Origin of the sequence: Mitsuaria chitosanitabida ATCC BAA-476 = NBRC 102408, from assembly GCF_001598255.1 — a bacterium.
Taxonomy (GTDB): domain Bacteria; phylum Pseudomonadota; class Gammaproteobacteria; order Burkholderiales; family Burkholderiaceae_C; genus Roseateles; species Roseateles chitosanitabidus.
Window position 1 is genome coordinate 72,562 of the sequence record NZ_BCYP01000001.1, and the last position, 19,856, is coordinate 92,417.

General features: G+C 71.4%; 17 protein-coding genes. 8 read left to right on the plus strand and 9 right to left on the minus strand.

All coding sequences use genetic code 11. The features are described 5' to 3' along the window. Window positions 1–14: 14 nt before the first annotated feature. The 3 genes from MCHT01_RS00305 to MCHT01_RS00315 all read left to right on the plus strand — a co-directional run bounded on the left by MCHT01_RS00305 (window position 15) and on the right by MCHT01_RS00315 (window position 3,613). On the plus strand, window positions 15–1,298 hold the full coding sequence (locus tag MCHT01_RS00305) for an ABC transporter substrate-binding protein (protein ID WP_245643110.1): 1,284 nt from the start codon (window positions 15–17) through the stop codon (window positions 1,296–1,298). A 22-nt stretch (window positions 1,299–1,320) separates the two neighbouring features. Then, a complete protein-coding gene (locus MCHT01_RS00310) occupies window positions 1,321–2,319 on the plus strand; it encodes a glycoside hydrolase family 16 protein (protein WP_245643111.1) in 999 nt (332 codons plus the stop codon). A gap of 67 nt (window positions 2,320–2,386) precedes the next feature. Beyond that, window positions 2,387–3,613: a hypothetical protein gene (locus MCHT01_RS00315; protein ID WP_067060781.1), complete on the plus strand. Its 1,227-nt coding sequence runs from the start codon at window positions 2,387–2,389 to the stop codon at window positions 3,611–3,613. Between the two features lie 54 nt (window positions 3,614–3,667). On the opposite strand, the gene MCHT01_RS00320 is transcribed toward MCHT01_RS00315, so the two are convergent. Both MCHT01_RS00320 and MCHT01_RS26595 read right to left on the minus strand, forming a co-directional pair. After that, entirely contained in the window at window positions 3,668–5,977 is a 2,310-nt protein-coding gene (locus MCHT01_RS00320) for a TonB-dependent receptor plug domain-containing protein (RefSeq protein WP_169806071.1), read from the minus strand. 34 nt (window positions 5,978–6,011) lie between these two features. Beyond that, window positions 6,012–6,239 carry a hypothetical protein gene (locus MCHT01_RS26595; RefSeq protein ID WP_067060787.1) on the minus strand — a complete coding sequence of 76 codons (228 nt, stop codon included), beginning with the start codon at window positions 6,237–6,239 and terminating at the stop codon, window positions 6,012–6,014. A gap of 180 nt (window positions 6,240–6,419) precedes the next feature. On the opposite strand from MCHT01_RS26595, the gene MCHT01_RS00330 reads away from it, so the two are divergent. Next, window positions 6,420–7,205, plus strand: coding sequence for a M48 family metalloprotease (locus MCHT01_RS00330; RefSeq protein WP_169806072.1), 786 nt, complete (start codon window positions 6,420–6,422; stop codon window positions 7,203–7,205). A gap of 37 nt (window positions 7,206–7,242) precedes the next feature. On the opposite strand, the gene MCHT01_RS00335 is transcribed toward MCHT01_RS00330, so the two are convergent. Then, the gene (locus tag MCHT01_RS00335; RefSeq protein WP_067060793.1) at window positions 7,243–7,731 is read right to left on the minus strand and encodes a VOC family protein; all 489 of its coding nucleotides are present in this window, start codon (window positions 7,729–7,731) and stop codon (window positions 7,243–7,245) included. Window positions 7,732–7,959: 228 nt separating this feature from the next. On the opposite strand from MCHT01_RS00335, the gene MCHT01_RS00340 reads away from it, so the two are divergent. Continuing rightward, complete coding sequence (locus MCHT01_RS00340; protein WP_148661317.1) at window positions 7,960–8,358, plus strand: hypothetical protein; 399 nt, start codon at window positions 7,960–7,962, stop codon at window positions 8,356–8,358. A 72-nt stretch (window positions 8,359–8,430) separates the two neighbouring features. Here MCHT01_RS00340 and MCHT01_RS00345 read toward each other — a convergent pair whose 3' ends face one another. Next, window positions 8,431–8,898, minus strand: coding sequence for a hypothetical protein (locus MCHT01_RS00345; RefSeq protein ID WP_067060795.1), 468 nt, complete (start codon window positions 8,896–8,898; stop codon window positions 8,431–8,433). Window positions 8,899–9,020: 122 nt separating this feature from the next. Beyond that, window positions 9,021–11,117 carry a S9 family peptidase gene (locus MCHT01_RS00350; RefSeq protein WP_067060798.1) on the minus strand — a complete coding sequence of 699 codons (2,097 nt, stop codon included), beginning with the start codon at window positions 11,115–11,117 and terminating at the stop codon, window positions 9,021–9,023. Window positions 11,118–11,261: 144 nt separating this feature from the next. On the opposite strand from MCHT01_RS00350, the gene MCHT01_RS00355 reads away from it, so the two are divergent. Continuing rightward, window positions 11,262–12,218, plus strand: a complete 957-nt coding sequence (locus tag MCHT01_RS00355; protein ID WP_067060802.1) for a bifunctional helix-turn-helix transcriptional regulator/GNAT family N-acetyltransferase — start codon at window positions 11,262–11,264, stop codon at window positions 12,216–12,218. A gap of 48 nt (window positions 12,219–12,266) precedes the next feature. Here MCHT01_RS00355 and MCHT01_RS00360 read toward each other — a convergent pair whose 3' ends face one another. After that, entirely contained in the window at window positions 12,267–13,940 is a 1,674-nt protein-coding gene (locus MCHT01_RS00360; RefSeq protein ID WP_067060805.1) for a hypothetical protein, read from the minus strand. A gap of 205 nt (window positions 13,941–14,145) precedes the next feature. Between MCHT01_RS00360 and MCHT01_RS00365 the strand changes: the two genes are divergently transcribed. Then, window positions 14,146–14,802, plus strand: coding sequence for a LuxR C-terminal-related transcriptional regulator (locus MCHT01_RS00365; protein ID WP_067060808.1), 657 nt, complete (start codon window positions 14,146–14,148; stop codon window positions 14,800–14,802). Here MCHT01_RS00365 and MCHT01_RS00370 read toward each other — a convergent pair. Together MCHT01_RS00370 and MCHT01_RS00375 are read right to left on the minus strand one after the other, a co-directional pair. Next, on the minus strand, window positions 14,785–16,551 hold the full coding sequence (locus MCHT01_RS00370; RefSeq protein WP_148661318.1) for a hybrid sensor histidine kinase/response regulator: 1,767 nt from the start codon (window positions 16,549–16,551) through the stop codon (window positions 14,785–14,787). The genes MCHT01_RS00365 and MCHT01_RS00370 overlap by 18 nt on opposite strands. A 73-nt stretch (window positions 16,552–16,624) precedes the next feature. Further along, window positions 16,625–18,262 (minus strand): hypothetical protein, encoded by a 1,638-nt coding sequence (locus MCHT01_RS00375; RefSeq protein ID WP_067060814.1) that lies wholly within the window; start codon window positions 18,260–18,262, stop codon window positions 16,625–16,627. Between the two features lie 271 nt (window positions 18,263–18,533). On the opposite strand from MCHT01_RS00375, the gene MCHT01_RS25330 reads away from it, so the two are divergent. After that, on the plus strand, window positions 18,534–19,073 hold the full coding sequence (locus MCHT01_RS25330; RefSeq protein ID WP_084451535.1) for a PPC domain-containing DNA-binding protein: 540 nt from the start codon (window positions 18,534–18,536) through the stop codon (window positions 19,071–19,073). Here MCHT01_RS25330 and MCHT01_RS00385 read toward each other — a convergent pair. Beyond that, window positions 18,967–19,656: a putative signal transducing protein gene (locus MCHT01_RS00385; RefSeq protein ID WP_067060820.1), complete on the minus strand. Its 690-nt coding sequence runs from the start codon at window positions 19,654–19,656 to the stop codon at window positions 18,967–18,969. The genes MCHT01_RS25330 and MCHT01_RS00385 overlap by 107 nt on opposite strands. Between the last annotated feature and the right edge of the window lie 200 nt (window positions 19,657–19,856).

A 19,856-nucleotide genomic window follows, 5' to 3' on the forward strand; every position in this document is an offset into this window, starting at 1 on the left:
CGCCGGGGACGCGCTTGAAGCATCCCACGCTGATCCGACGCCGCACCTGGCTGGCGGGCATGGCCTTGCCGGCGCTGCCCGCGTTGATCGTCGTCCCGGCACGCGCCCAGCCGGCCGAGGTCCTCACCGTCGCCGCCTTCCCGCTGGTCGACGAGATCGCCCGCACCGCGATCCCGGCCTGGCGCGCGATGCATCCCGACGTGGAGCTGCGCATCCTGATGCGCCAGTACGCCGATCACCACACGGCGATGACGACCTCGCTGTCGACCGCGGTGGGCCTGCCCGACGTGATGGCCCTGGAATCGAGCTACGTCGGCCGCTTCGCGCAGGGCGGGGGGCTGGAGGACCTGCGTCAGGCGCCCTTCGGCGTCGAGGCGCATCGATCCCGCCTCGTCCCCTACGCCTACGACCAGGCCGTCGCCCGCAACGGCGCCATGGTCGCGATGCCCACGGACATCGGCCCCGGCACGATGCTCTACCGTCAGGACATCGTCGATCGCGCCGGCGTCACGCCGGACGAGCTGACGCGCGACTGGGACAGCTATGTCGCGGCCGGCGAGCGCATCAAGGCGCGGACCGGGGCCTATCTCATCGCCAACGTGCAGGAGATCAAGGACATCCTCGTCGCCGACGGTCTCAAGCCGGGCGAGGGCTTGTACTTCGACGTCGACTCCCGCGTGCTGGTGAACTCGCCGCGCTTCGAGCGCGCCTTCGAGGTGGCGCTTCGCGCGCGGCAACTGGGCTTGGACGCGAAGGTCCAGGCCTGGTCCAACGACTGGGGCGCGGGCTTCAAGCAGGGCCGGCTGGCGACGGAACTCTCGGGCGCCTGGCTGGTCGGCCAGCTCAACGCCTTCGTCGCGCCGGAGACCAGGGGACTGTGGCGCGCGGCCTCGCTGCCCGGCGGCGCGCACTCGGCCTACGGCGGCTCGTACTACGCGATTCCGCGCAAGTCGGCGCCGGCGCGCAAGCGGCTGGCGTGGGACTTCATCCAGCTGATGACGCTGGACTCGAAGCAGCAACTGCGGGCCTTCAAGGACTACGACGCCTTCCCCGCGCTGCGCGACGTGCACGAGGATCCCTTCTTCAGCGAGCCCGTGCCCTTCCTCGCCGGCCAGCGCGCGCGGCTGCTGTGGCGCGACGATGCGCTGCGCATCACGGCGATGCCGGTGCACAAGCAAAACAAGTTCGCCGAGGAGGTCGTGCAGACCGAGCTCGACAAGGTGCTGCGCGGACAGAAGACCATCAAGACCGCGCTGGTCGACGCCGAGCAGCTGCTCGCGCTGCGCGCCCGGCGCTGAGACATCGACAGGGAGATCCGGATTGAGCTCGAAGCAAGGACGACTGTCGCGGCGCCGGGCCGCCGTGCCGCTGATGGCGGCGATCGCCATCGGCACCGGCGCCGCCGCGGGCCCCGGGAACGCGCACGCGCAAGCGGCCTCCGCCACGCCCGGCGGCGCCCCCACGCCGATCGCGACCGCCGCCGCGTCGACACCCGCCTCGGCTTCCGCTTCGACCACCGCGCCGCAGACCGCGACCGGCAAGGGCGGCGCGGCGACGGGCACGATCGGCCTGCCCGCCGGCTACCGCCTCGTCTGGTCCGACGAGTTCGACGGCCCCTCGGGCGCCTTGCCCGACGCGTCGAAGTGGGCCTACGACACCGGCATGAATCAGCAGGGCTGGCACAACCACGAGCAGCAGTACTACTCGGGGCCGCGCGCCGAGAACGCCGCGCAGCGAGGCGGGAAGTTGGTCATCACGGCGCGCAAGGAGGATCTGTCCTCGCGCCCGGACTGGGGCGGCCAGCACTACAGCTCGACGCGCCTGATCACGAAGGGCAAGGCCGAGTGGACCTATGGCTACTTCGAGATCCGCGCCAGGCTGCCCTGCGGCAAGGGCACCTGGCCGGCGGTGTGGATGCTCGGCAGCCAGGGCGACTGGCCGGCGAGCGGCGAACTCGACATCCTCGAGCACATGGGCCAGAAGCCCGAATGGGTCTTCAGCACGGTGCACACGAGCTCGGGCCATGGCGGCCACGGCGTCGGCGACGGCCGCGTGCTGAAGACCGCCTGCGGTCGCTTCCACGACTACCAGATGCTGTGGACGCCGCGGGAGATCCGCTTCGGCGTGGACGGACAGGTGCACGCGGCCTATCCCAACCTGGGGCAGGGCGCGGCGCAATGGCCCTTCGACCAGCCGCAATTCCTGATCCTGAATCTCGCGATCGGCGGTGACCTCGGCGGCCCGATCGACGACCGCATCTTCCCCGTCCGCTACGAGGTCGAGCACGTGCGCGTCTATCAGGCTGCGACGCCGCCTTAGCGCGTTCTTGGCGCGGCCGGCCCGAGGGCGCCTTACCATCGCGATCCTCGAAAGCCTGGGGAGGCGCATGCGCAAGCTCATCGTCGGTGTGATCGGTGCCCTGGGCGCCTTCGGTGTCATGGCGGGAACGCCGCCGGCGGCGGCACAACCGGCGTCCGTGGCGACGTCGAGCCGCGCCGCCTCGACGTCGATCGACGAGGGGGGACTCGAGGTCCGGCTGGAGCCGCGCGGGGGACGCCGCACGTTCTCGCAGGGCGAGCCCATCGTGCTCGATCTGGTGCTGGTGGCGCGCGATGGCGGGACGGCCGGCCCGTGGATCTATGCGGTCGACGAGCAGTCCAGCGGCGTGAGCCGGCAGATCGACATCAGCCCCGCGACCGGCTGGTTCCGCGCGCGTGGCGTCGATCACTTCGACATGAGCTCGATGCGCGTGATCGGGGCCAAGCCCGTGCGTCTGCCGGTGGTGGTCAATCGGGCGATCAGCTTCCAGCAGCCGGGGCGCTACGAGCTGGCGGTGACGACGGCGATCGAGCGCCGCGTGACGGCCAAGCCCTCGGATCGTTCGAGCACGCGAATCACGACGGCGCCGCTCATGCTCACCATCACCGCGGCGGACGAGGGCCAGGAGGCCGCGCGCGTCGCCACGCTGGTGGCGGCGATCGAGAAGGGCGGGGCTTGCCGGCCGGTCGAGGCGGCCGCGCGTCAGCTCGCCTTCCTGGGCGGGGAGACGGCCACGCGCGAGAAGGCGCGCCTGTTCACGGCGCCGGGTCCCCAGTGCGCCGACGTGGGCAACGAGATCCGGATGGGGCTGGGCAGCTCGCGGCATCTGCCCTTGCAGCTCGAGCTGCTGCATGCGGCCTGGATCGATTCCGCCCAGGCGCCGGATCAGTCGCTGCTCTCCGCGATGACCGACACGCGGGCCTTCCTGCGTGGAGAGACGGTGCCGGGCTGGCAGGGCATCGCCGACCTGAGCTCGCCGCAGGCCCTGCGCACGGCGCAGGACGCGGCGCTCGCCGTGGAGGAACTGGTGGACAGCCTGCCGCGGCGCGAGGGCCGCAGCCAGGCCGACACCGCCTACACCCTGATCGCGCTGCTGTCGCTGGACGAGGCGCAGCGGGACCGCGTGCGGCCTTTCGTGCTGCGGCACTTCACCGACATGTCGCCGCTGCAGCGGGGCATGCTCATGAGCAGTCGCGACAAGGTGGCGCTGTGTGGCGCGGTCGACACCGCGCCCGACGAGTGGCTGTCGGCGGCCGGTCGACAGGCGCTCATCGCCTCGTGCACGGCGTCGTGATGGCGGCGGCATCGGAGATCGCCCTCTCCGGCGATACCGCGTGCGCGCGCGCCCTCAGAGCTTCATCTCCACCGTCAGGCCGAAGCGCCGATCGCCACGCGTGACGATCGAGCGGTCGAGCGTCGCCGGATTCGGCGTGCCGACCAGCGCGAACCAGTCGTCGCTGCGGCGATCGCGGGCGAGCAGGTTGTTGATCGTTCCCCGGATCTTGGTCTTGGGCGACAGCGTCCACGCCATCTGCAGGTCCGCGTCGATCTGGCGGCCGCTGCGGGTCAGGCGGGTGTCGTCCGCGCGACGCCAGGTCGGCGGTAGCCAGTTGATGTCGAGGCTCAGCTCCGCCGGCCAGGCCGCCGGTTCCCAGCGCAGGCCGACCTTGCCCGACCACGGCGACTGCCCGTCCAGCCGGTTGTCCGGACCCGCCACGGTGGACACGCGCGAGCGTGCCCAGGTGATGCCGCTGCGCAATTCCAGCTTGGGCGCGCCGTCGATGAACTCGGGCGCCTTCATGCGGGCGTCCAGGCTCATGCCCGCGGACCAGGCCTTGCCGAAGTTCATCGGACGGCTGATGTAGCGCGGCGTCGCGGACCAGGGCACGGCGGCGAGCAGCAGCTCGCTGCCGACCAGGTCCTCGATGCGCCGGGCGAAGACATCCACGCCCAGCGTCGAGTCCTTGCCGATGTACCGCTCCAGCGAGCCGGTCAGGCCCCAGGCCTTCTCCGGCCGCAGGCCCGGGTTGCCGACCAGATCGGCCTGGTCGGGGGTGTTGCCGCCGCAGGGGCCGCCGGGCCGGCAGGGCGCGAGCGGATTGATCGTCGGGCGGGCGCTGAGCTGATCGGCGTCGGGCAGCCTGGCGGTCCGCGCCAGGCTGAGCCGCGCGCGCAGCCGTCCGCCGTCGGCCGGCTTCCAGGCCAGGTTCAGCGAGGGCGCCAGCACCGTGAATCGACTCGACGCGCGCAGCGGACCGTCGACCTGGTCGATGTCGCGCCAGTCCGCGCTGAGCCCGGCGTTCAGCGCCCATTGGGCGTTCAGGCGCCAGTCGTCCTGGATGAAGGCGTTGGCGCGGCGCGTGCGGGCGCTGCCCACCTTGCCGAAGTAGGGCGTCAGCGTCGGGTCGTCCTGCCCCTGCAACCAGGCGTCCACGCGGTGGTCCACCGCGTTGCGGCCCAGGCCCAGGCCGGCCTTGATGTCGTGGTCCTTGGGCGAGGCGGCGTTGTAGTCGAGCTTGAGATGGTCGTTGCGCGCGTGCTGCTGACGCAGGGTCTCGCGCAACAGGTCGGCGGCGGTGGCGAGGCCGTCCTCGCGCAGACCGCGCCGGCGGACCTGCATCCAGCCGGGGGTCACGCGCAGCTGCAGGCGGCTGCCATCGGCGAAGCGCTGTTTCCAGGTGAGGTCCAGTCCGACGTTGACGAGCACGTGGCGCGCGGCGACGCGCGCGTCGACCGACGGCGTGCCGGGGCGCTCCAGATACTGCTCGTCCCCGTGATTCCTCAGGGCCAGGAGGAACAGGCTGGGATCGATCGAGAACTCGCGCGTCGCCGAGTCGCGCCAGCCGAGGTTGGCGGAGAGCGAGGCCTGCGTGCGACGCTGGTGCTGGCGCTCGTCGCGGGTGGCGGTGTCGCCATCGCCCCAGGGCGCGAAGGACACCGAGGTCCGCGTGCGGGCGCGCACGAGGGTGTCGCCGTCGCGGAAGGAGGCGCGCAGGCTGCGCGTGGTGCCGGTCTGCTTGTCGACCGAGGTCAGCGACCAGGCGCCGTCGCCCATCACGCTGTCGGGACCGCCTTGCGCGGTCATGCGCAGCGACTCGCTGGCGACGCGCTCGGTGCGACGGGTCACGAGGTTGATGGTGCCGGCGATGCCGAAGGGGCCGTGCTCGGCCACCGAGCCCTTGATGATCTCGACGCGCTCGATGTGGACCAGGTCCGATTCCATCGGATCACGCCCGGCGGGCGGCGCGACGCCGTCGACCAGGATCTGCGTGTAGCCCGGCAGACCGAGCAGGCCGAGGCGGCCATTGGCGGACACGGTGACCGAGGGCTCGCGCCGCAGCAGGTCCTTGACCGTGCTCACGCCGCTCTTCTCGATGGCCTGGCGGCCGATGACGATGCGGCCGGCGACGAAGGCCTCGCGCTGGGCGGCGTCGGAGGCGCTCCCGGAGACCTCGACGGTCTGCAGCGACGCGGTCGGGGCGCCCGGGCTGGAGGCCTTCTTCGTGTCGGCCGGGACCGCGTCGGGCGTGACCGACGCCGGTGACGCGGTGACGGGGGATGGCGAGGCGGACGTCGCGGGGCCGGGCGACTGGGCGAGCGTGTCGCCCGCCCATAGCGCGGCCACGGCGATCAACGCGCCGGTGAGGTTTTCTTTCACGGATGCACCCTGGGGTGCCGCTCGACAGGGCGGCTTACTTCTGATTCGGATCGCAGATGCGATCGCACTTGCGGGCGTCGTTGATCTCTTCCATGCAACGCGCGTAGCAGGCCTTGGGGTCGAAGGCGGCGTTGAGGTCGATCGGGACGGCGGATGCGCGGTCCTGTTCGTAGGCGCGCGCGGCGACATGGCCGGCGGCGGCGGCGACGAGCACACCGGCGATCAGCGCGCCCGCGCGCACGAGGGTTTTCTTCGGCTTCATGAGTCCGTTCCGTTTCTTCGTCACGCCATCGAGGGCGTGAGCGGTCGGGTGATTCCGGCGCCTCCCTGACGCCGGCCGTCGGCGAATGTAATTCATCCGGGGGACGCCCCGGCAAGTCCTGACCCCGGGATGACACGGGGGGCTTCTATCATGGCCCTCCTCGGAAGCAGGGAGACGTGGATGAGAAGAGGGATCCTCCGGCGGGTCGCCGCCGGACTCGTGTCCGCGATGGCGGTCACGATGGCCGCGCACGCGGCGACCGACGACACCGACCTGGAGGCGATCCACGCGAAGCTGCGGGTGGTGGCGGCGCCGTGGTGCGGCAAGCTCGCGGACTTCGACGCGCAGGGGACCCGCGTCTGCACCATCCGGACGGAGCCGCTCGACGCGGCGGGCGTCACCAACGCGTTCGCCTTGTTCTCCGGGACCTTCGTGACCCGTGAGATGCAGGCGCGCCTGTCCCGCGACGAGCTCGCCATGGTGCTGGGTCACGAGTTCGCGCACCTGGTGCTGGCGCACGGCTACGTGCGGCTGCAGCGGCAACGCGAAGGACAGGCCGGTCGATATGACGACGGCCTGCTCGGCTTGCTGCAGACCAACCACCCCACGCCGCACGACGACACGCCCCGGGACGAGCGCCAGCAGGAGCTGGATGCCGACACGCTGGGACTGGTCTTCGCGGGACTGGCCGGCTACGACATCCGCGGCGCCGTGGCGTTCTGGCGCGATGCCGACCGGCGCCTGCCGGCCTTGGCGACGCAAGGCCGGAAGACGCATCCGTCCGCGGCGGTCCGGCTCCGCAATGCGCGGGCCGCGGTCGCGCAGTTCTGCGGAGCGGTCGCGGCCGGCAAGCCGCCGCTGCCGCGCCTGGAGCGGCTGCAGCCGGCCTACGAGGCGTCGCGCGACGAGGTGGCGACGGTGGCGGATCGGGCGACGCTCGACGCCGCCTGCGGGAGGACGCGCTGAGCCACGGGGCCGCGGGCGCGCCGTCCCGCCGAGGCGCTCATCCCTTGCGCGCCGCCTCGATCCTCGCGACGTCGATCTTCGTCATGGTCATCATCGCGTCGAACGCCCGCTTGGAGGCGGCGCGGTCGGGATCGGACAGCGCGTCGGTCAGCACGCGCGGCGTGATCTGCCAGCGGATGCCCCACCGGTCCGAGCACCAGCCGCAGGCGTTCTCCTTGCCGCCGTTCCCCACGATCGCGTTCCACAACCGGTCGGTCTCCGCCTGATCATCGGTCGCGACCTGGAAGGAGAAGGCCTCGCTGTGCTGGACCTGCGGCCCCCCGTTGAGTCCGACGCAGGGGATGCCCATCACGGTGAACTTCACCACCAGCACCTGACCCTGCTTGCCCGAGGGGAAATCGCCCGGCGCGTGGATCACCTCGTCCACTCGGCTGTCCGGGAAGGTCTTGGCGTAGAAGTGGGCGGCGGCCTCGGCGTCCTTGTCGTACCAGACGCAGACGGTGTTCTTGGCGGTCTTGCTGCTCATGCTTGTCTCCGACATGTGAGAGGGAACCGCGCGCCTCGTGGGCCGCGGCTGGAGCCGGCCCCGGGCCGGCGACTGCGATCCTCGCAGCCGACGGGTGCGCGGCAACCGGCATTCCTCGGTTGATCGCGCCTCTCCCATCTGGCAGGGACATCCGTCGCCAGGGAGAGAGGCAGGCGTCGTCTGGCGGCGCTAAGCTGGCGGCCGTCTTCGCTTTCCGGTCAGAACACCATGTCCACTCAAGCCTGCCAACAACTCCGCAGCAGCCTGCTCGACCTGCACCGCGGTCTGGTCGACCTGGAGCGCGGCGATTACGAGAAGACCCACGGCCCGCAGAGCGCGGGCGAGTTCCTGCAGGTGATGGCCTTCGGCGACGAGATGCGCTGGCTGGAGCCGCTCAGCCGCCTGATCACGATGCTGGACGAGGCCATCGACGGCGCGGCCGACGCCGACGAGACGCCGCTGGCCGTCGCGCAGCGCGCGCGCGATCTGCTGAGCCTGGACCGCGACAGCGCCGAGGACTTCAAGCAGCGCTACGCGCGACGTTTCGATCAGTCGCCGGCGCTGGTGCAGGCCCACACCCAAGTGATCGCGGCGCTGAAGTCCGTGGGGACCGCAGCGCCGCGTTGAGGCCTTGGTGCGTCGATCGCGGGTCGCTCGAGGACCCGCTCGACGGCGCGGCCGACGAGCCGCGCGGACCGGTCAGCGGCCCATGTCCTTCAGCCAGTGCGCATGCGCGGACTTGGTGGCGTGGATGGCGCGGTCCAGGTGCTCCAGCGCGCGATGGCGCAGCTGGCGGCTCTGCGGGTTGTCCTCCTCGCGCGAGATGTCGGCCTTGGCCTTCTCCAGCGATTCGATCGCGCGCAGCAGGCGGCTGCCGTGCTCGTGGACGTCCACGTTGGGGTGGTCGCCGATGTCCTTGCCGTCATCGATCGCGGCGGCCTTGATCTCGGCGATGGTCGCGTCGATCTCGCGGATGCCGACATCCTCCTCGGCGAAGACCTTGTCGTCGCCCGGCTGGTGATACAGCATCCAGCGCGCGGCGCGCAGGTCGGTCAGCGCGTGCAGGTAGGCGGGGTGAGCACCGGGCAGCGGTTGCGCGCAGGCGATCAGGGGCGCGAAGGCGGCGACGGCCAGCGACAGCGCGGCCAGGCGGGTGCGAGAGGACATTCGTGATCTCCTTGAAGTGAAGCGGATCGATCCGGATGTCGGTCGATCCTGCCGCTCCACAACGAAGTCTCTCCGACGTCGTTGACCCCGGACACGCGCCGGATGTCGCCCGCAACCCTTCTTTACCGGGCGGACGCTCCGGCCGTCGGCGACGCGTCAGGACCGCGTTCCGATGCCGTTCCGATGTGCTCGGCGAGGAAGCGCTCCATCCGTCCGTAGAAGTCGACCTGGGTCGCGAGCTTGCGCCAGCCGTGGCCCTCGTCGTTGTAGACGACGTACTGGACCTGCCGATGACCGGCCGCCTCCAGCGCGGCGCGCATCTCCTGCCCGTGCTTGAGCGGCACGCGACGGTCGGTGCCGCCGTAGGCCAGCAGCACCGGCTGGCGGATCTCGGCCGCGCGACGCACCGGCGAGGTCTGCCGGATCTGCTCCGCATCCTTGACGGGGTCGCCGACCATGGCCTTGACCCCGTAGGTGCGCCATGCGTCCGACATGTCGCTCCATTCGTCGGAGGCCATCAGCCCGATGTCGGTGACGCCGAGCCAGCTGACCGCGCAGCGGTACTGGCCCGGGTCCTTGATCAGGCCCATCAGCGCCGCGTAACCGCCGTAGCTGGCGCCCGCGATGCAGACCCGCCTCGGATCCACCCAGCCCTGCTTGACGGCCCACTTCAGCGCATCGCTGATGTCGTCCTGCATCGCCAGGCCCCATTGCTTCCAGCCCGCCTTGAACAGCTTGTCGCCGTAGCCCATGCTGCCGCGGAACTCGGGCTCGATGACGACGTAGCCACGGCTGGCCAGGAACTGCGCCTCGTTGTCCCAACCCCAATGCGTGCCGCGCTCATAGGGGCCGCCGTGCACGAGCACCACGGCGGGTCGCGGACCCGCGGCCTTGCCCGCGGGCTGGGTCACCATGACGGGGATCTCGAGGCCGTCGCGCGCGGGGATGCGGCTCAGGTCGCGCTGGCCCATCTGCGCGGCCCGGATCCAGGGGCGCGTCGAGCCGAGCAAGGTCAGGCTGCCCTTGGCCGTGTCGAAGAGGAGGTACTGGATGGGCTGCTGGTCCGAGAACGAGGTCACCAGCAAGCGCCCGGTGCGCAGGCAGCGGCCGCAGTCGATCCGGTTGGCGCGACCGGGCAGGCGCTTGTCGACCTCGGCCTGCCACTGTTTGAGCCGGGGCTCGAACCAGTAGGCCGAGGGCGCGTCGGTCTCGAAGTGCAGGCCCAGCAGCTGGCGGGTCTCGGGATCGAAGGCGGCGTCGCCGTCGAAGTCGTAGCCCTTGGTGGCGATCAGCGGCTGCGCCTCGATCTCCAGCGTCTTGGGATCGACGCGGTACAGCGCGTCGACCCGGTCGGCATTGCGCGTGACCACCAGTCGCAGGCCGCGTCCGTCCGACGCGAACAGGTCGGGTGCCGCGTTCTCGTAGAGCCCGCCCGTCTTCCAGACCGACCAGCCGCCGGCGGGATTCTTCAGATGGACGCTGGCGTTCGAGCCCTCGAAGGTGACCAGGCCCCAGGGCTCGCCCGCCACGTCGATGGCCCAGTCCTTGGTCTCCCGGGGCGCGTCGGCATCGAGGTTGCGGCGCCGCTGGGTCGTGATGTCCAGCCGCGCGAGGCGCACGTCGGCCAGCTGCTCGCGGCCGTCGAAGCGGCCGCTGACGACCAGCACCTCGTTGCTGCCGTCGTCGGGCGCGCGCAGGAGCTGCCACTCCACCGGCAGGATGCGGCTGGCCACCAGCGAGCCGGTCTGGCCGTCGGCGCCGTACATCGCGTGGATCAGCTGGCGGCGCTCGGTGCCGTCGCGCTTGACGGCCCACAGACCGGAGTTGTGCAGCGTGCGCCAGCGGTCGCCCTGGTTCTGCGCGGAGGTGTAGACCAGGCGCTCGCTGCCGACCCAGGCGTAGGTGCCGACGTCCGCGTCCTGGAAGCCCGCCACCGGCGTGGGCTTCATGCCGCTGTCGATGTCGGCGACGACCAGCATCGCGCTGTCGCCCTTGTTGGCGACGAAGGCGAGGAAGCGGCCGTCGGGCGACAGCTTGACTTGGCGCATCTGCGGATCGCGGAAGAAGTCCTCGATCGACGGCTGGGCCGGAGGCGCGGCCTGTGCCCGCGCGGGACCCGCCGCGGCGAGCGCGAGGACGGTGGAGATGGCCGTGACGGCGGCGAAGGTGCCGGCGACGGCGGTCAGCGTCGCGCGCGGCGACCGATGGATCCTGCCCATGCGTTCCTCCCTCGATGCTTGTTGTGGCCCGGATTGTGGCGATGGGTCGGCGCGCGGGAATGCTCGGTTCTACCCGAGGGATCGCCCGGATTCGTGGCCAGGAAAATGCTTGCCAAAAGCAAGCATCTCGACGAGGATCGCGCCATGGACGCCCCCGACCGCATCGAGACCATCCGTCGTTTCAACCGCTTCTACACACGCCGGATCGGCGTGCTGAACGAGGGCCTGCTCGATTCCGAGTTCAGCCTGACCGAGTGCCGCATCCTCTGGGAACTGGCGCATCTGGAGAACGGCGACGGCCTGACCGCCACGGACCTGGGGCGTCTGCTGGACCTGGACGGCGGCTACCTCAGCCGCCTGTTGCGCGACCTGAAGGCGCGCGACCTGGTGCGCGCGACGCGCAGCGAGGTCGATGCGCGGCAGTCCTTGCTGCGGCTCAGTCCCGCGGGGCGGCGGGCGTTCAAGCCGCTGGATCGCCGATCGCAGGCGCAGGTCGCGGAGATGCTGGGGCCGTTGAGCGAGGCGCGCCAGGCGGAGCTGTTGCAGGCGATGCAGCGGGTGCAGCGGCTGCTCGGGGAGCCGGGCGCCGACGGGGACGTGGTCCTGCGCCCGCACGGACCGGGCGACCTGGGCTGGGTGATCGCGCGGCATGGCGCGCTGTACGCGCGGGAGTACGGCTTCGACCTGGGCTTCGAGGCGCTGGTGGCGCGCATCGCCGCCGATTTCATCGAGCGTTTCGATCCGGCGCGCGAGGCCTGCTGGATCGCGGATCGCGACGGGGAGAACCTGGGCAGCGTGTGCCTGGTGCAGGCGCGCGAGGAGGGCAGTCAGGCGCCGATCGAGGGCACGGCCCAGTTGCGGCTGCTGCTGGTCGAGCCCCGCGCCCGCGGCCTGGGCCTGGGCGACCGGCTCGTCACCGAATGCCATCGCTTCGCGCGCGAGGCGGGCTATCGCCGGGTGCGGCTGTGGACCAACAGCCAGCTGGACGCGGCCAAGCACATCTACCGCAAGGCGGGCTACCAGCTCGTCGGCACCGAGTCCTTCCGCGGCTTCGGCCAGGACCTGGTGGGGGAGACGTGGGAGCTGGCGCTGCCCACCTGAAGGGATGACGACGGGCGCGGGAGCCCGAGGGCGCCCGCGTGGTCGGGGTCAGGGCTTGTCGACGACCACCGTCATGAAGATCACCTTGCTCGGCTCCGCGCTGACCGACAGCTGCATGCCGCCGAAGGGCAGGTGCACCGCGGAGTTGCAGCTGACATAGCCGCCCTTCACGGGCGCGCAGGAGGCGCCGTCGCGGTGTCGCATGCCTGGGAAGGGCGTGTTGTAGACCACCGCGTCGGTGTGGAGGTCCGACGAGAACAGGCGGGTCACCGTGCTGGCCGCGGGGTCGACGGAGGTCACGGTGTTGGTGTCGACGACCGCCGGGAAGACGCCGTACTGGTTGGCATTGAACTGCCAGTACGCGGCGACCCGGTTGAGCGCGGGCAGCGCGAGCGGTTCCTGCTTGGTCATCACGGTGACCGTGTGGTCGTTGCGCAGCGCGATCATCATCGGCTTGCCGGACAGGGTCCGATAGGCGAAGACGCGTGCCTGGCTCCCGCGCGGATCATTCGCGTAATCGAAGCCGCCGCCGGCGTTGGGCACCAGCTGGCCCTTGGCCTGCGTGTCGGCGACGCAGTCCTTGAGCGTGGTGCAGTTGTGGGACAGGCCGTTCCTGCCGTCGGTCGCGAAGACCGTGTCCCCGAAGCCGCCCGCCGCGACGTTCGAGTAGCTCACCGTGTTGTAGGTGGCGGCGAGCGCGCTCAGGTCCAGGCGCTGTTCGGGGAAGGCCACGCCGACCCAGCCGGTCTTGCCCGAGCCGACGAAGAAGACGGCGATGCCGGAGCGGGCGACCAGCACGCGCGCGTTCATCAGACTGGGGACGCTGTAGTCGCATGCGGCGTTCTTCACCAGCGTGTAGCTGGCGGTGCCGTTCGACACGGTCAGCTTGGCCGGATCCAGCGTCATCAATTGCGCGGTGCCGCTGGTCAGATCGATCAGGCGCAGTGGGCCGCCCTTGAGCGCCGGGCAGTCGGTGGCGGCGCGGGCCAGCACGGTGCCGACGGCGGCGTGGTTGGTGTCGATGCCGATCCTGGCGGTGCCGGAGACCGCGGCGCTGAGGTCCGCGAGCGACACGCCGGCGTCGGTGAGCATCGCGCCCAGCTTGTCGAGCACGCTGTCGTAGCCGACGCCGCTGCCGGCGGTGATCGCGCCGCCGACGATGTCGGAGACCGTGGTGATGTCCAGGCCGGCGGCCCGGAGCGCCGCCAGCAGCGCGATCTGGGCGGCCGCCACGTCGGAGGTCGCGATGGCCGTGCCGCTGCCGAAGCCGGCGACGAAGGCCTTGGGATCGCCGCCGGACAGGTGCGCGATGAGGAGCTCCGACAGCGGCGTGACATTGATCGTCACGTTGGCGTTGCCGTTGCTGGTGCCGGCGGCCAGCGAGTGCAGCTCGGTCTTGCCGTCCGCGCTGGTGGCGGTCAGCACACAGGGCAGGGCACCGTCGGTGATGGTGGCGGTGAAGGCCCCGGCGGTCGTGGCCGTGGCGGTCGCGCTGCCCTTGGCGCAGCTCAGCTTGATGGCGGCATTGGCCATCGGGGCACCGGTGGCGGCCGTGCCCTTGATCACCAGCGAGCTGGTGGTCGGTGGCGGCGGAATGACCGGGACGACCTGGACGTTCTTGTTGACGGTGTCACCACCGCCGCCGCAGGCGATCAGCAGCGCGGGGGCGAGGACGGCGGCGCACAGGCTGGCGGCGCGGGGGGCATGGAGGCGGCTTGGCAAGGTATCCCTCGAGATCGGTCTCGTTGTTCTGGTGTCAGGAATGTTTCCCGACGGTGTCCGAAGTCGCGGATTCTGGGCGATGGGGGCACGGGGCGGACCGGAGCGTTGGACCGGGCCCACGCCCATCCCCGCGAATCGGTGTGTCGACCCGGGTCCCGTGGCTGTGTTCTGATGAGGCCACTCTCCGGCCCGCCGCCGCTCCACCGTGCAGACCCGCGCCCTTCTCGTCGACGACCATCCGCTGTTCCGCGAGGGGCTCGCCCTGCTGCTGGCCCATGAGTTCCCGCGCTGGCAGGTCCTGCAGGCCGGCAGCCTCGCGCAGGCACTGGATTGCCTCGCGGCGGACGACGCCGACCCGGAGGCCGCCGGCGGACCGATCACGCTGGTGATGCTGGACCTGTCCCTGCCCGACGCGGCGGGCCTCGACGGCTTGATCCATCTGCGCGCGCGGGCCCCGCGCCCCCGCTACGTGATGCTCTCCGCCAGCGAGGACCCCGACCTGATCCTGGGCGCCATCGATCACGGCGCGTCGGGTTTCGTGCCCAAGACCTCGCAGACCGGGGCGATGCTCGCGGCGATGCGGACCGTGCTCGACGGCGGCGTCTTTCTTCCTGCCGGCTTCTCGCAGGCGCCCGTCGCGCCGCGCGAGGCCACCGACGCGCTGGGCATCTCGCCGCGCCAGGCGCAGGTGCTGCGCCTGTTGATCGAAGGGCGCAGCAACAAGGCCATCTGCCAGGTGCTCGACATTTCCGAGTCCACGGTCAAGACGCACCTGGAGGCGCTCTATCGCCGGCTGGAAGTGACCTCGCGCACGCAGGCGGTGGTGGCCGCGGCCCGCCTGGGCCTACGCCTGAACGGCTGAGCCGGCGCTCGCCAGCCACCGTCGCAGCGCGGCCGGATTGACCGGCTTGTGCATCACGGGCAGGTCGCTGCTGGCGATGTCGATCAACTGATGCGCGGTGACGTCTCCCGTGACGATCAGCGCCGGCACCTCGCGCCCCAGCCGTTCGCGCAGACGGAGCACCAGGGCCACCCCGGTCTCCTGCTCGAACCGGTAATCGCAGAGCAGGGCGTCGAGGTCGTCGTCCAGCCGGTCCATCGCTTCCGCGCCGTCGGCGGCGGTGATGCAGTCGCAGCCCCAGGCCTCCAGCAGCTCGCGCAGGGCCTCGCGGATCGGCGCCTCGTCGTCGACCACGAGCACCCGCAGGCGGATCAGTCCGTCCGGCGTCTCGGTGTCGGCCCGCGGACCGGCTTCGACCGGGGAGTCGGCGTCGGCCAGGGGCACGACGATGCGGAAGACCGAGCCGCGGTCCGGCATCGAGCGCACTTCCACCAGGTGGGCCAGCAGCCGCGCGGTGCGCCGCACGATGGACAGGCCCAGGCCGAGCCCCATGCTCCGCTCGCGGCGCGGGTTGTGCAGCTGGACGAATTCCTCGAAGACCTCGTCGAGCTTGTCGGCCGGAATCCCGATGCCGTTGTCGCGCACTTCGAACGCGGCTTCACCGCCGCGACGCGGCCGCAACGCGACCAGCACCCGGCCGCCGCGTGGCGTGTAGCGCAGCGCGTTGGCGACCAGGTTGTCGAGCATGCGGGCGAGCAGCGCGGGGTCGCTGCGCACCCAGGCGCGGCTGTCGACGCGCACCCGCAACTGGAGGCCGTGCGCGGTCGCGATCGGCGCGAACTGGCGCTCGAGTCGCTCGAGGATCTGGCGGGCCGGCACCGCGCCGATGCGCGGCCGCTCGACGCCCGCGTCCAGCCGGGAGATGTCCAGGATGCCGTTGAGCAGCGTTTCCATGACCTCGGTGGAGGACTCGACGCGGCGGATCAAATCCTCGATGGGTGGCTGGCCGCGCGCGCGCTCGCCCAGGAGGCTGATCAGCAGGCTGATCGCGTGCAGCGGCTGGCGCAGGTCGTGGCTGGCCGAGGCCAGGAAGCGCGTCTTGGCGATGTTGGCCTGTTCCAGCGCCTGCGTCCGGCGTTGCAGTTGCGCGACCAGGCGCGAGTTCTCGAAACCCAGCTCGACCGCGCGGACCAGTCCGCGGTGGAAGCTGCGCCCGTAGCCGACCAGCGTCCACATCAGGATCGCGAATCCGGCCGCGATCAGCCCGTTGAGCAGCGAGGCGCCGCCGCGCACGGCGTAGATCAGGGTGAGCGCGCCCTGTCCGGCGAACTGGAACCCGTAGAGCGCCGGCAGGTGGTGCGCGTTGTAGACGCTGCCGGCGGTGAAGATGACGCACAGCGCCAGGACATCGAAGGCCTCGAAGCTGAAGTCGTCGGGCCGCACCAGCAGGGCGCAACTGGCCCAGCCCAGGGCCAGCGCCACGGCCAGCCCCACGAAGCGCGACAGGAAGCGCGCATCGGAGGCGCCCCGCTGCAGGCGGACGAAGAGCACCTGCCCCAGCAGCAGGGCCAGCATGCCGCCGGCCCAGAGCGCGATCCGCGCGTGATCGGCGTGGGCGTACTCGGCCAGCACGATCACGATCACCGCCCCGACCGAGCCGAGCACGTCGGCGGTCGTCCCGTCGACCAGCAGCCGGCGCTTCTCGCTGGCGACGGCGGCGTCCAGGGCGGCCGCGTCCTCGGGGCGTTCGATCTCGTCGGTCACGGTCATGGCGGGGCAGGTGGCGACACTCGCCGACACCATGCCCGTGAACCCTCGGGGCGGGGAGTCGCGCAAACCCGGGTCAGGGCTTGTCGACGGACACGCTGACGAAGTTCTTCGCCGGGTCGGCGCTGACCGACACCACCAGGCCGCCATAGGGCAGCTGCGCCACGGCGTTGCAGGCGTAGGCGCCACCCGAGGCGCTGGCGCAGTTGTTGACGACGCGGGCGCGGAAGCCGTCGTACGGCGCGTTGTAGGTGACCTTGTCCGTATGACCGTCCGACGCGAAGCTGCGGGTCACCAGGCCGGTCGCGCTGTCCGCGGCCGTGATGGTGTTGGCGTCCGACACCACCGCGCCCAGGCCGGCGCTGTTGACGGTGAACTGCCAGTAGTTGGCGACGCGATTGACCGCCGGGAGCGCGAGCTTGTCCTTGCTGACCAAGAGGGTCAGCGAGCCGTCGTCGTCCTGGCCCACCAGCAGCAGCTTGCCCGAGGCGTTGCGATAGGCGTAGACGCGGGCGTGGTCGTTGCGAGGATCGTTCGTGTAGTCGAAGCCGCCCTTCGCGTTGGGCACCAGCTGGCCCTTGTCGTTGGTGTCCGCGGTGCAGTCGGTCAGCGTCGTGCAGTTGTGGGACAGGCCGTTCTTGCCATCGGCCGCGAAGACGGTGTCGCCGAATCCGCCGCCCGCCACCGCGTCGTAGGTCACGGCGTCATAGGTGCCGGCGAGCGCCGACACGTCCAGCTTCTGTTCGGGGAAGGCCACGCCGACCCAGCCCGTCTTGCCGGAGCCGGACATGAAGACCGCCACGCCGGCGCGCGACACCAGCACGCGCGCCGCGTTGGCGTTGCCGACGGTGTAGTCGCAGGCGGCGTTCCTGGTCAGCGGATAGGTGGTGGTGCCGTCGTTGACGGTCAGCTTGGTGGCGTCGACGGTCATCACGGTGGACTCGCCGCCCGTCAGGTCGATGACGCGCAGCGCGCCGCTCTTGAAGCCCGGGCAGTCGCTCGCGGCGGGGGCCAGCAGGGTGCCGATCGTGGCGTTGCTCGTGTCGGAGCCGGTCTTGGTCGTGGTGGAGACCGCGGTGCTGAGGTCCGTCAGCGTGATGCCCGCGGAGGTGAGCAGGACGCCGAGCTTGTCGAGCACGCCGTCATAGCCGGCGCTGCTGCCCGCGGTGAGCGCGCCGCCGACGATGTCGGTGACGCTGCCGGTGTCCAGCCCGGCGGCCTTGAGCGAGGCCAGCAGCGCGGTCTGGGCCGCGGTGACGTCGGCGGCGCTGATGGCCGTGCTGGCGCCGAAGCCGCTGACGAAGGCCTTGGCGTCACCACCGGACAGGCGCGCGATCAGCAGCTCGGACAGTGGCGTGACGTTGGCGGTCGTGGCGGCGTTGCCCGTGCCGGCGGCCAGCGAGTGCAGCTCGGTCTTGCCGTCGGCGCTGGTGGCGGTGAGCACGCAGGGCAGGGCGCCGTCCGTGATGGTGGCGCTGAAGACGCCGGCCGCGGAGGCGGTGACGGTGGCGGTGCCTTTGGCGCAGTTCAGCTTCACGACGGCGCTGGCCATCGCCGCGCCGGTGGCGGCGGTGCCGTTGATCACCAGGGAGGTGGGGGTGACCGGCGCCGGTGTCGTGCTGTCGCTGCCGCCGCCGCAGGCGACGAGCAGGGCGGGCAGGATCAGGGTGGTCGCCAGGGCCGCGGCCTGGGGCTTGGTGGCAAGGTGCTTCATGGGGTCCTCTCTTCTCGGATGTCGTTGTTCTCGGGCCGGGACGATGTCCGGGCCGGATGAATTCTTGAAGTGCGGACGGTGACGGGGCCATCGGCCGTTTGGCCGATGGGCGGGGCCCGGCCCGAGGATCCGTGATGTCTGACCGCCGGGCTGCCCGCGTGACCGGTGACGCGGGCGCGCGGTGTCGCCGGATCCGGTGACCCGGATGTGGCGCGGGATCGACGGGCCGGGGCGCCACGGGACCCGGCATGGCGCGTCCTACACTCGCCCGATGCGCCTCCAAGCCCTTCGACTCGAGCCCGGTGACGATCTGCGACGCGCGCTGGAGGCCCTGTGCGCGCGCGAGGGCGCGTCAGGTTTCGTCGTCGCCGGCATCGGCAGCCTGACCGACGCGCGGCTGCGCCTGGCGGAGGCGGACGAGGAGACCCCCATCCCGGGCCCCAGCGAGCTGGTGTCGCTGTCGGGATCGCTGTCGCCGGCGGGCGCGCACCTGCACGCGGTGGTCGCCGACGCGCAAGGCCGCGTCGTCGGCGGCCATGTGCCGGCGGGCTGCGCCGTGCGGACGACCGCGGAGTTGCTCGTCGCCTGGCTGCCGGCGGGATCGCTGTCGCGTGAGGTCGACGCGCGGACCGGGTTCAAGGAACTGGTCGTGAAGGGCGGGCCCCCGGGCGCCGCGCCTCGCGCGGACGATCAGGACGCGGATCTCAGTCCAGCGTGCTCCAGACCTGGCCCAGGGCCATGGCCACGAGCGCCGCGACGATCGCCGGTGTCAGCAGGCTCCGCTTGCGATAGGCCGGACCGTAGACGGTGAGCAACTGCCGGCTCTGCTTCTGCGCCGAGAAGACATACCAGGCGCCGGTGAAGATCGACAGCGAGAGTGCCGCGCGCAGCACGATGAATGACCCCGGATTGCCCGCGGCCAGCAGCACCATGCTGCCCGGCGTCGCGACGAGGAAGAAGGCCAGCCAGAGCCAGTGCCCCAGCCGTTGGGCACTCGGGCCGATGACGGACGCATTGAAGATCTGCACCGCCACGCCGAACAGCGGCGTCAGCGCGAAGCTCAGCAGCGCCGCGCGGTCGATGCTGAAGACCGGCGCGGGCAAGGTGGCGAAGGGCTCGGGCGCGGGATCCTCGCCGGGCAGCACGAGCCGCCCTGCCTCGTAGTCCTCGATCGCCCGCCGCGCCGAGGCCACCTGCGATTGCGGAACAAGCACCCGCACGCCGCCGAAGGCGACGGTCATCCAGGGTTGCATCTGCGCCATGTTCGCGTCCGCGACCTCGGGATCCAAGCCGGCGGAGACGAGGACGTTGCGCAGCACATGGGCCTCCGTGGCCGTGTAGCAGGTGGCGACGCGCACGAAGTCGCCGGCGTATGTGGAGTCGTGATCGGTCATGCGAGCCCTCCCCGGGTGGAGGCCCGTAGTCGTCGCGCGGGCCATGTGATTCGACCCCGCGATTCTCACGCCAGGTTGGGGCGCGTTCCGCGGTGGTCGCCCTCCGGCGCGCGGAGTCTCGTCACGATGGCGGCGCAGGGTGCGCCGGTCGGAGGAGGGGCGGTCACCGGATCGGGCCGGCGCGCAGGCCGCCTCCGTTG

Excerpts from the sequence above, each read along its gene's own strand:
- MCHT01_RS00375 (WP_067060814.1), bottom strand. The coding sequence starts at position 18,262 with ATGAAGCACCTTGCCACCAAGCCCCAGGCCGCGGCCCTGGCGACCACC.
- MCHT01_RS00345 (WP_067060795.1), bottom strand. The coding sequence starts at position 8,898 with ATGTCCTCTCGCACCCGCCTGGCCGCGCTGTCGCTGGCCGTCGCCGCC.
- MCHT01_RS26595 (WP_067060787.1), bottom strand. The coding sequence starts at position 6,239 with ATGAAGCCGAAGAAAACCCTCGTGCGCGCGGGCGCGCTGATCGCCGGT.
- MCHT01_RS00370 (WP_148661318.1), bottom strand. The coding sequence starts at position 16,551 with ATGACCGTGACCGACGAGATCGAACGCCCCGAGGACGCGGCCGCCCTG.
- MCHT01_RS00330 (WP_169806072.1), top strand. The coding sequence starts at position 6,420 with ATGAGAAGAGGGATCCTCCGGCGGGTCGCCGCCGGACTCGTGTCCGCG.
- MCHT01_RS00385 (WP_067060820.1), bottom strand. The coding sequence starts at position 19,656 with ATGACCGATCACGACTCCACATACGCCGGCGACTTCGTGCGCGTCGCC.
- MCHT01_RS00335 (WP_067060793.1), bottom strand. The coding sequence starts at position 7,731 with ATGAGCAGCAAGACCGCCAAGAACACCGTCTGCGTCTGGTACGACAAG.
- MCHT01_RS00340 (WP_148661317.1), top strand. The coding sequence starts at position 7,960 with ATGTCCACTCAAGCCTGCCAACAACTCCGCAGCAGCCTGCTCGACCTG.
- MCHT01_RS25330 (WP_084451535.1), top strand. The coding sequence starts at position 18,534 with ATGCGCCTCCAAGCCCTTCGACTCGAGCCCGGTGACGATCTGCGACGC.
- MCHT01_RS00350 (WP_067060798.1), bottom strand. The coding sequence starts at position 11,117 with ATGGGCAGGATCCATCGGTCGCCGCGCGCGACGCTGACCGCCGTCGCC.
- MCHT01_RS00315 (WP_067060781.1), top strand. The coding sequence starts at position 2,387 with ATGCGCAAGCTCATCGTCGGTGTGATCGGTGCCCTGGGCGCCTTCGGT.
- MCHT01_RS00355 (WP_067060802.1), top strand. The coding sequence starts at position 11,262 with ATGGACGCCCCCGACCGCATCGAGACCATCCGTCGTTTCAACCGCTTC.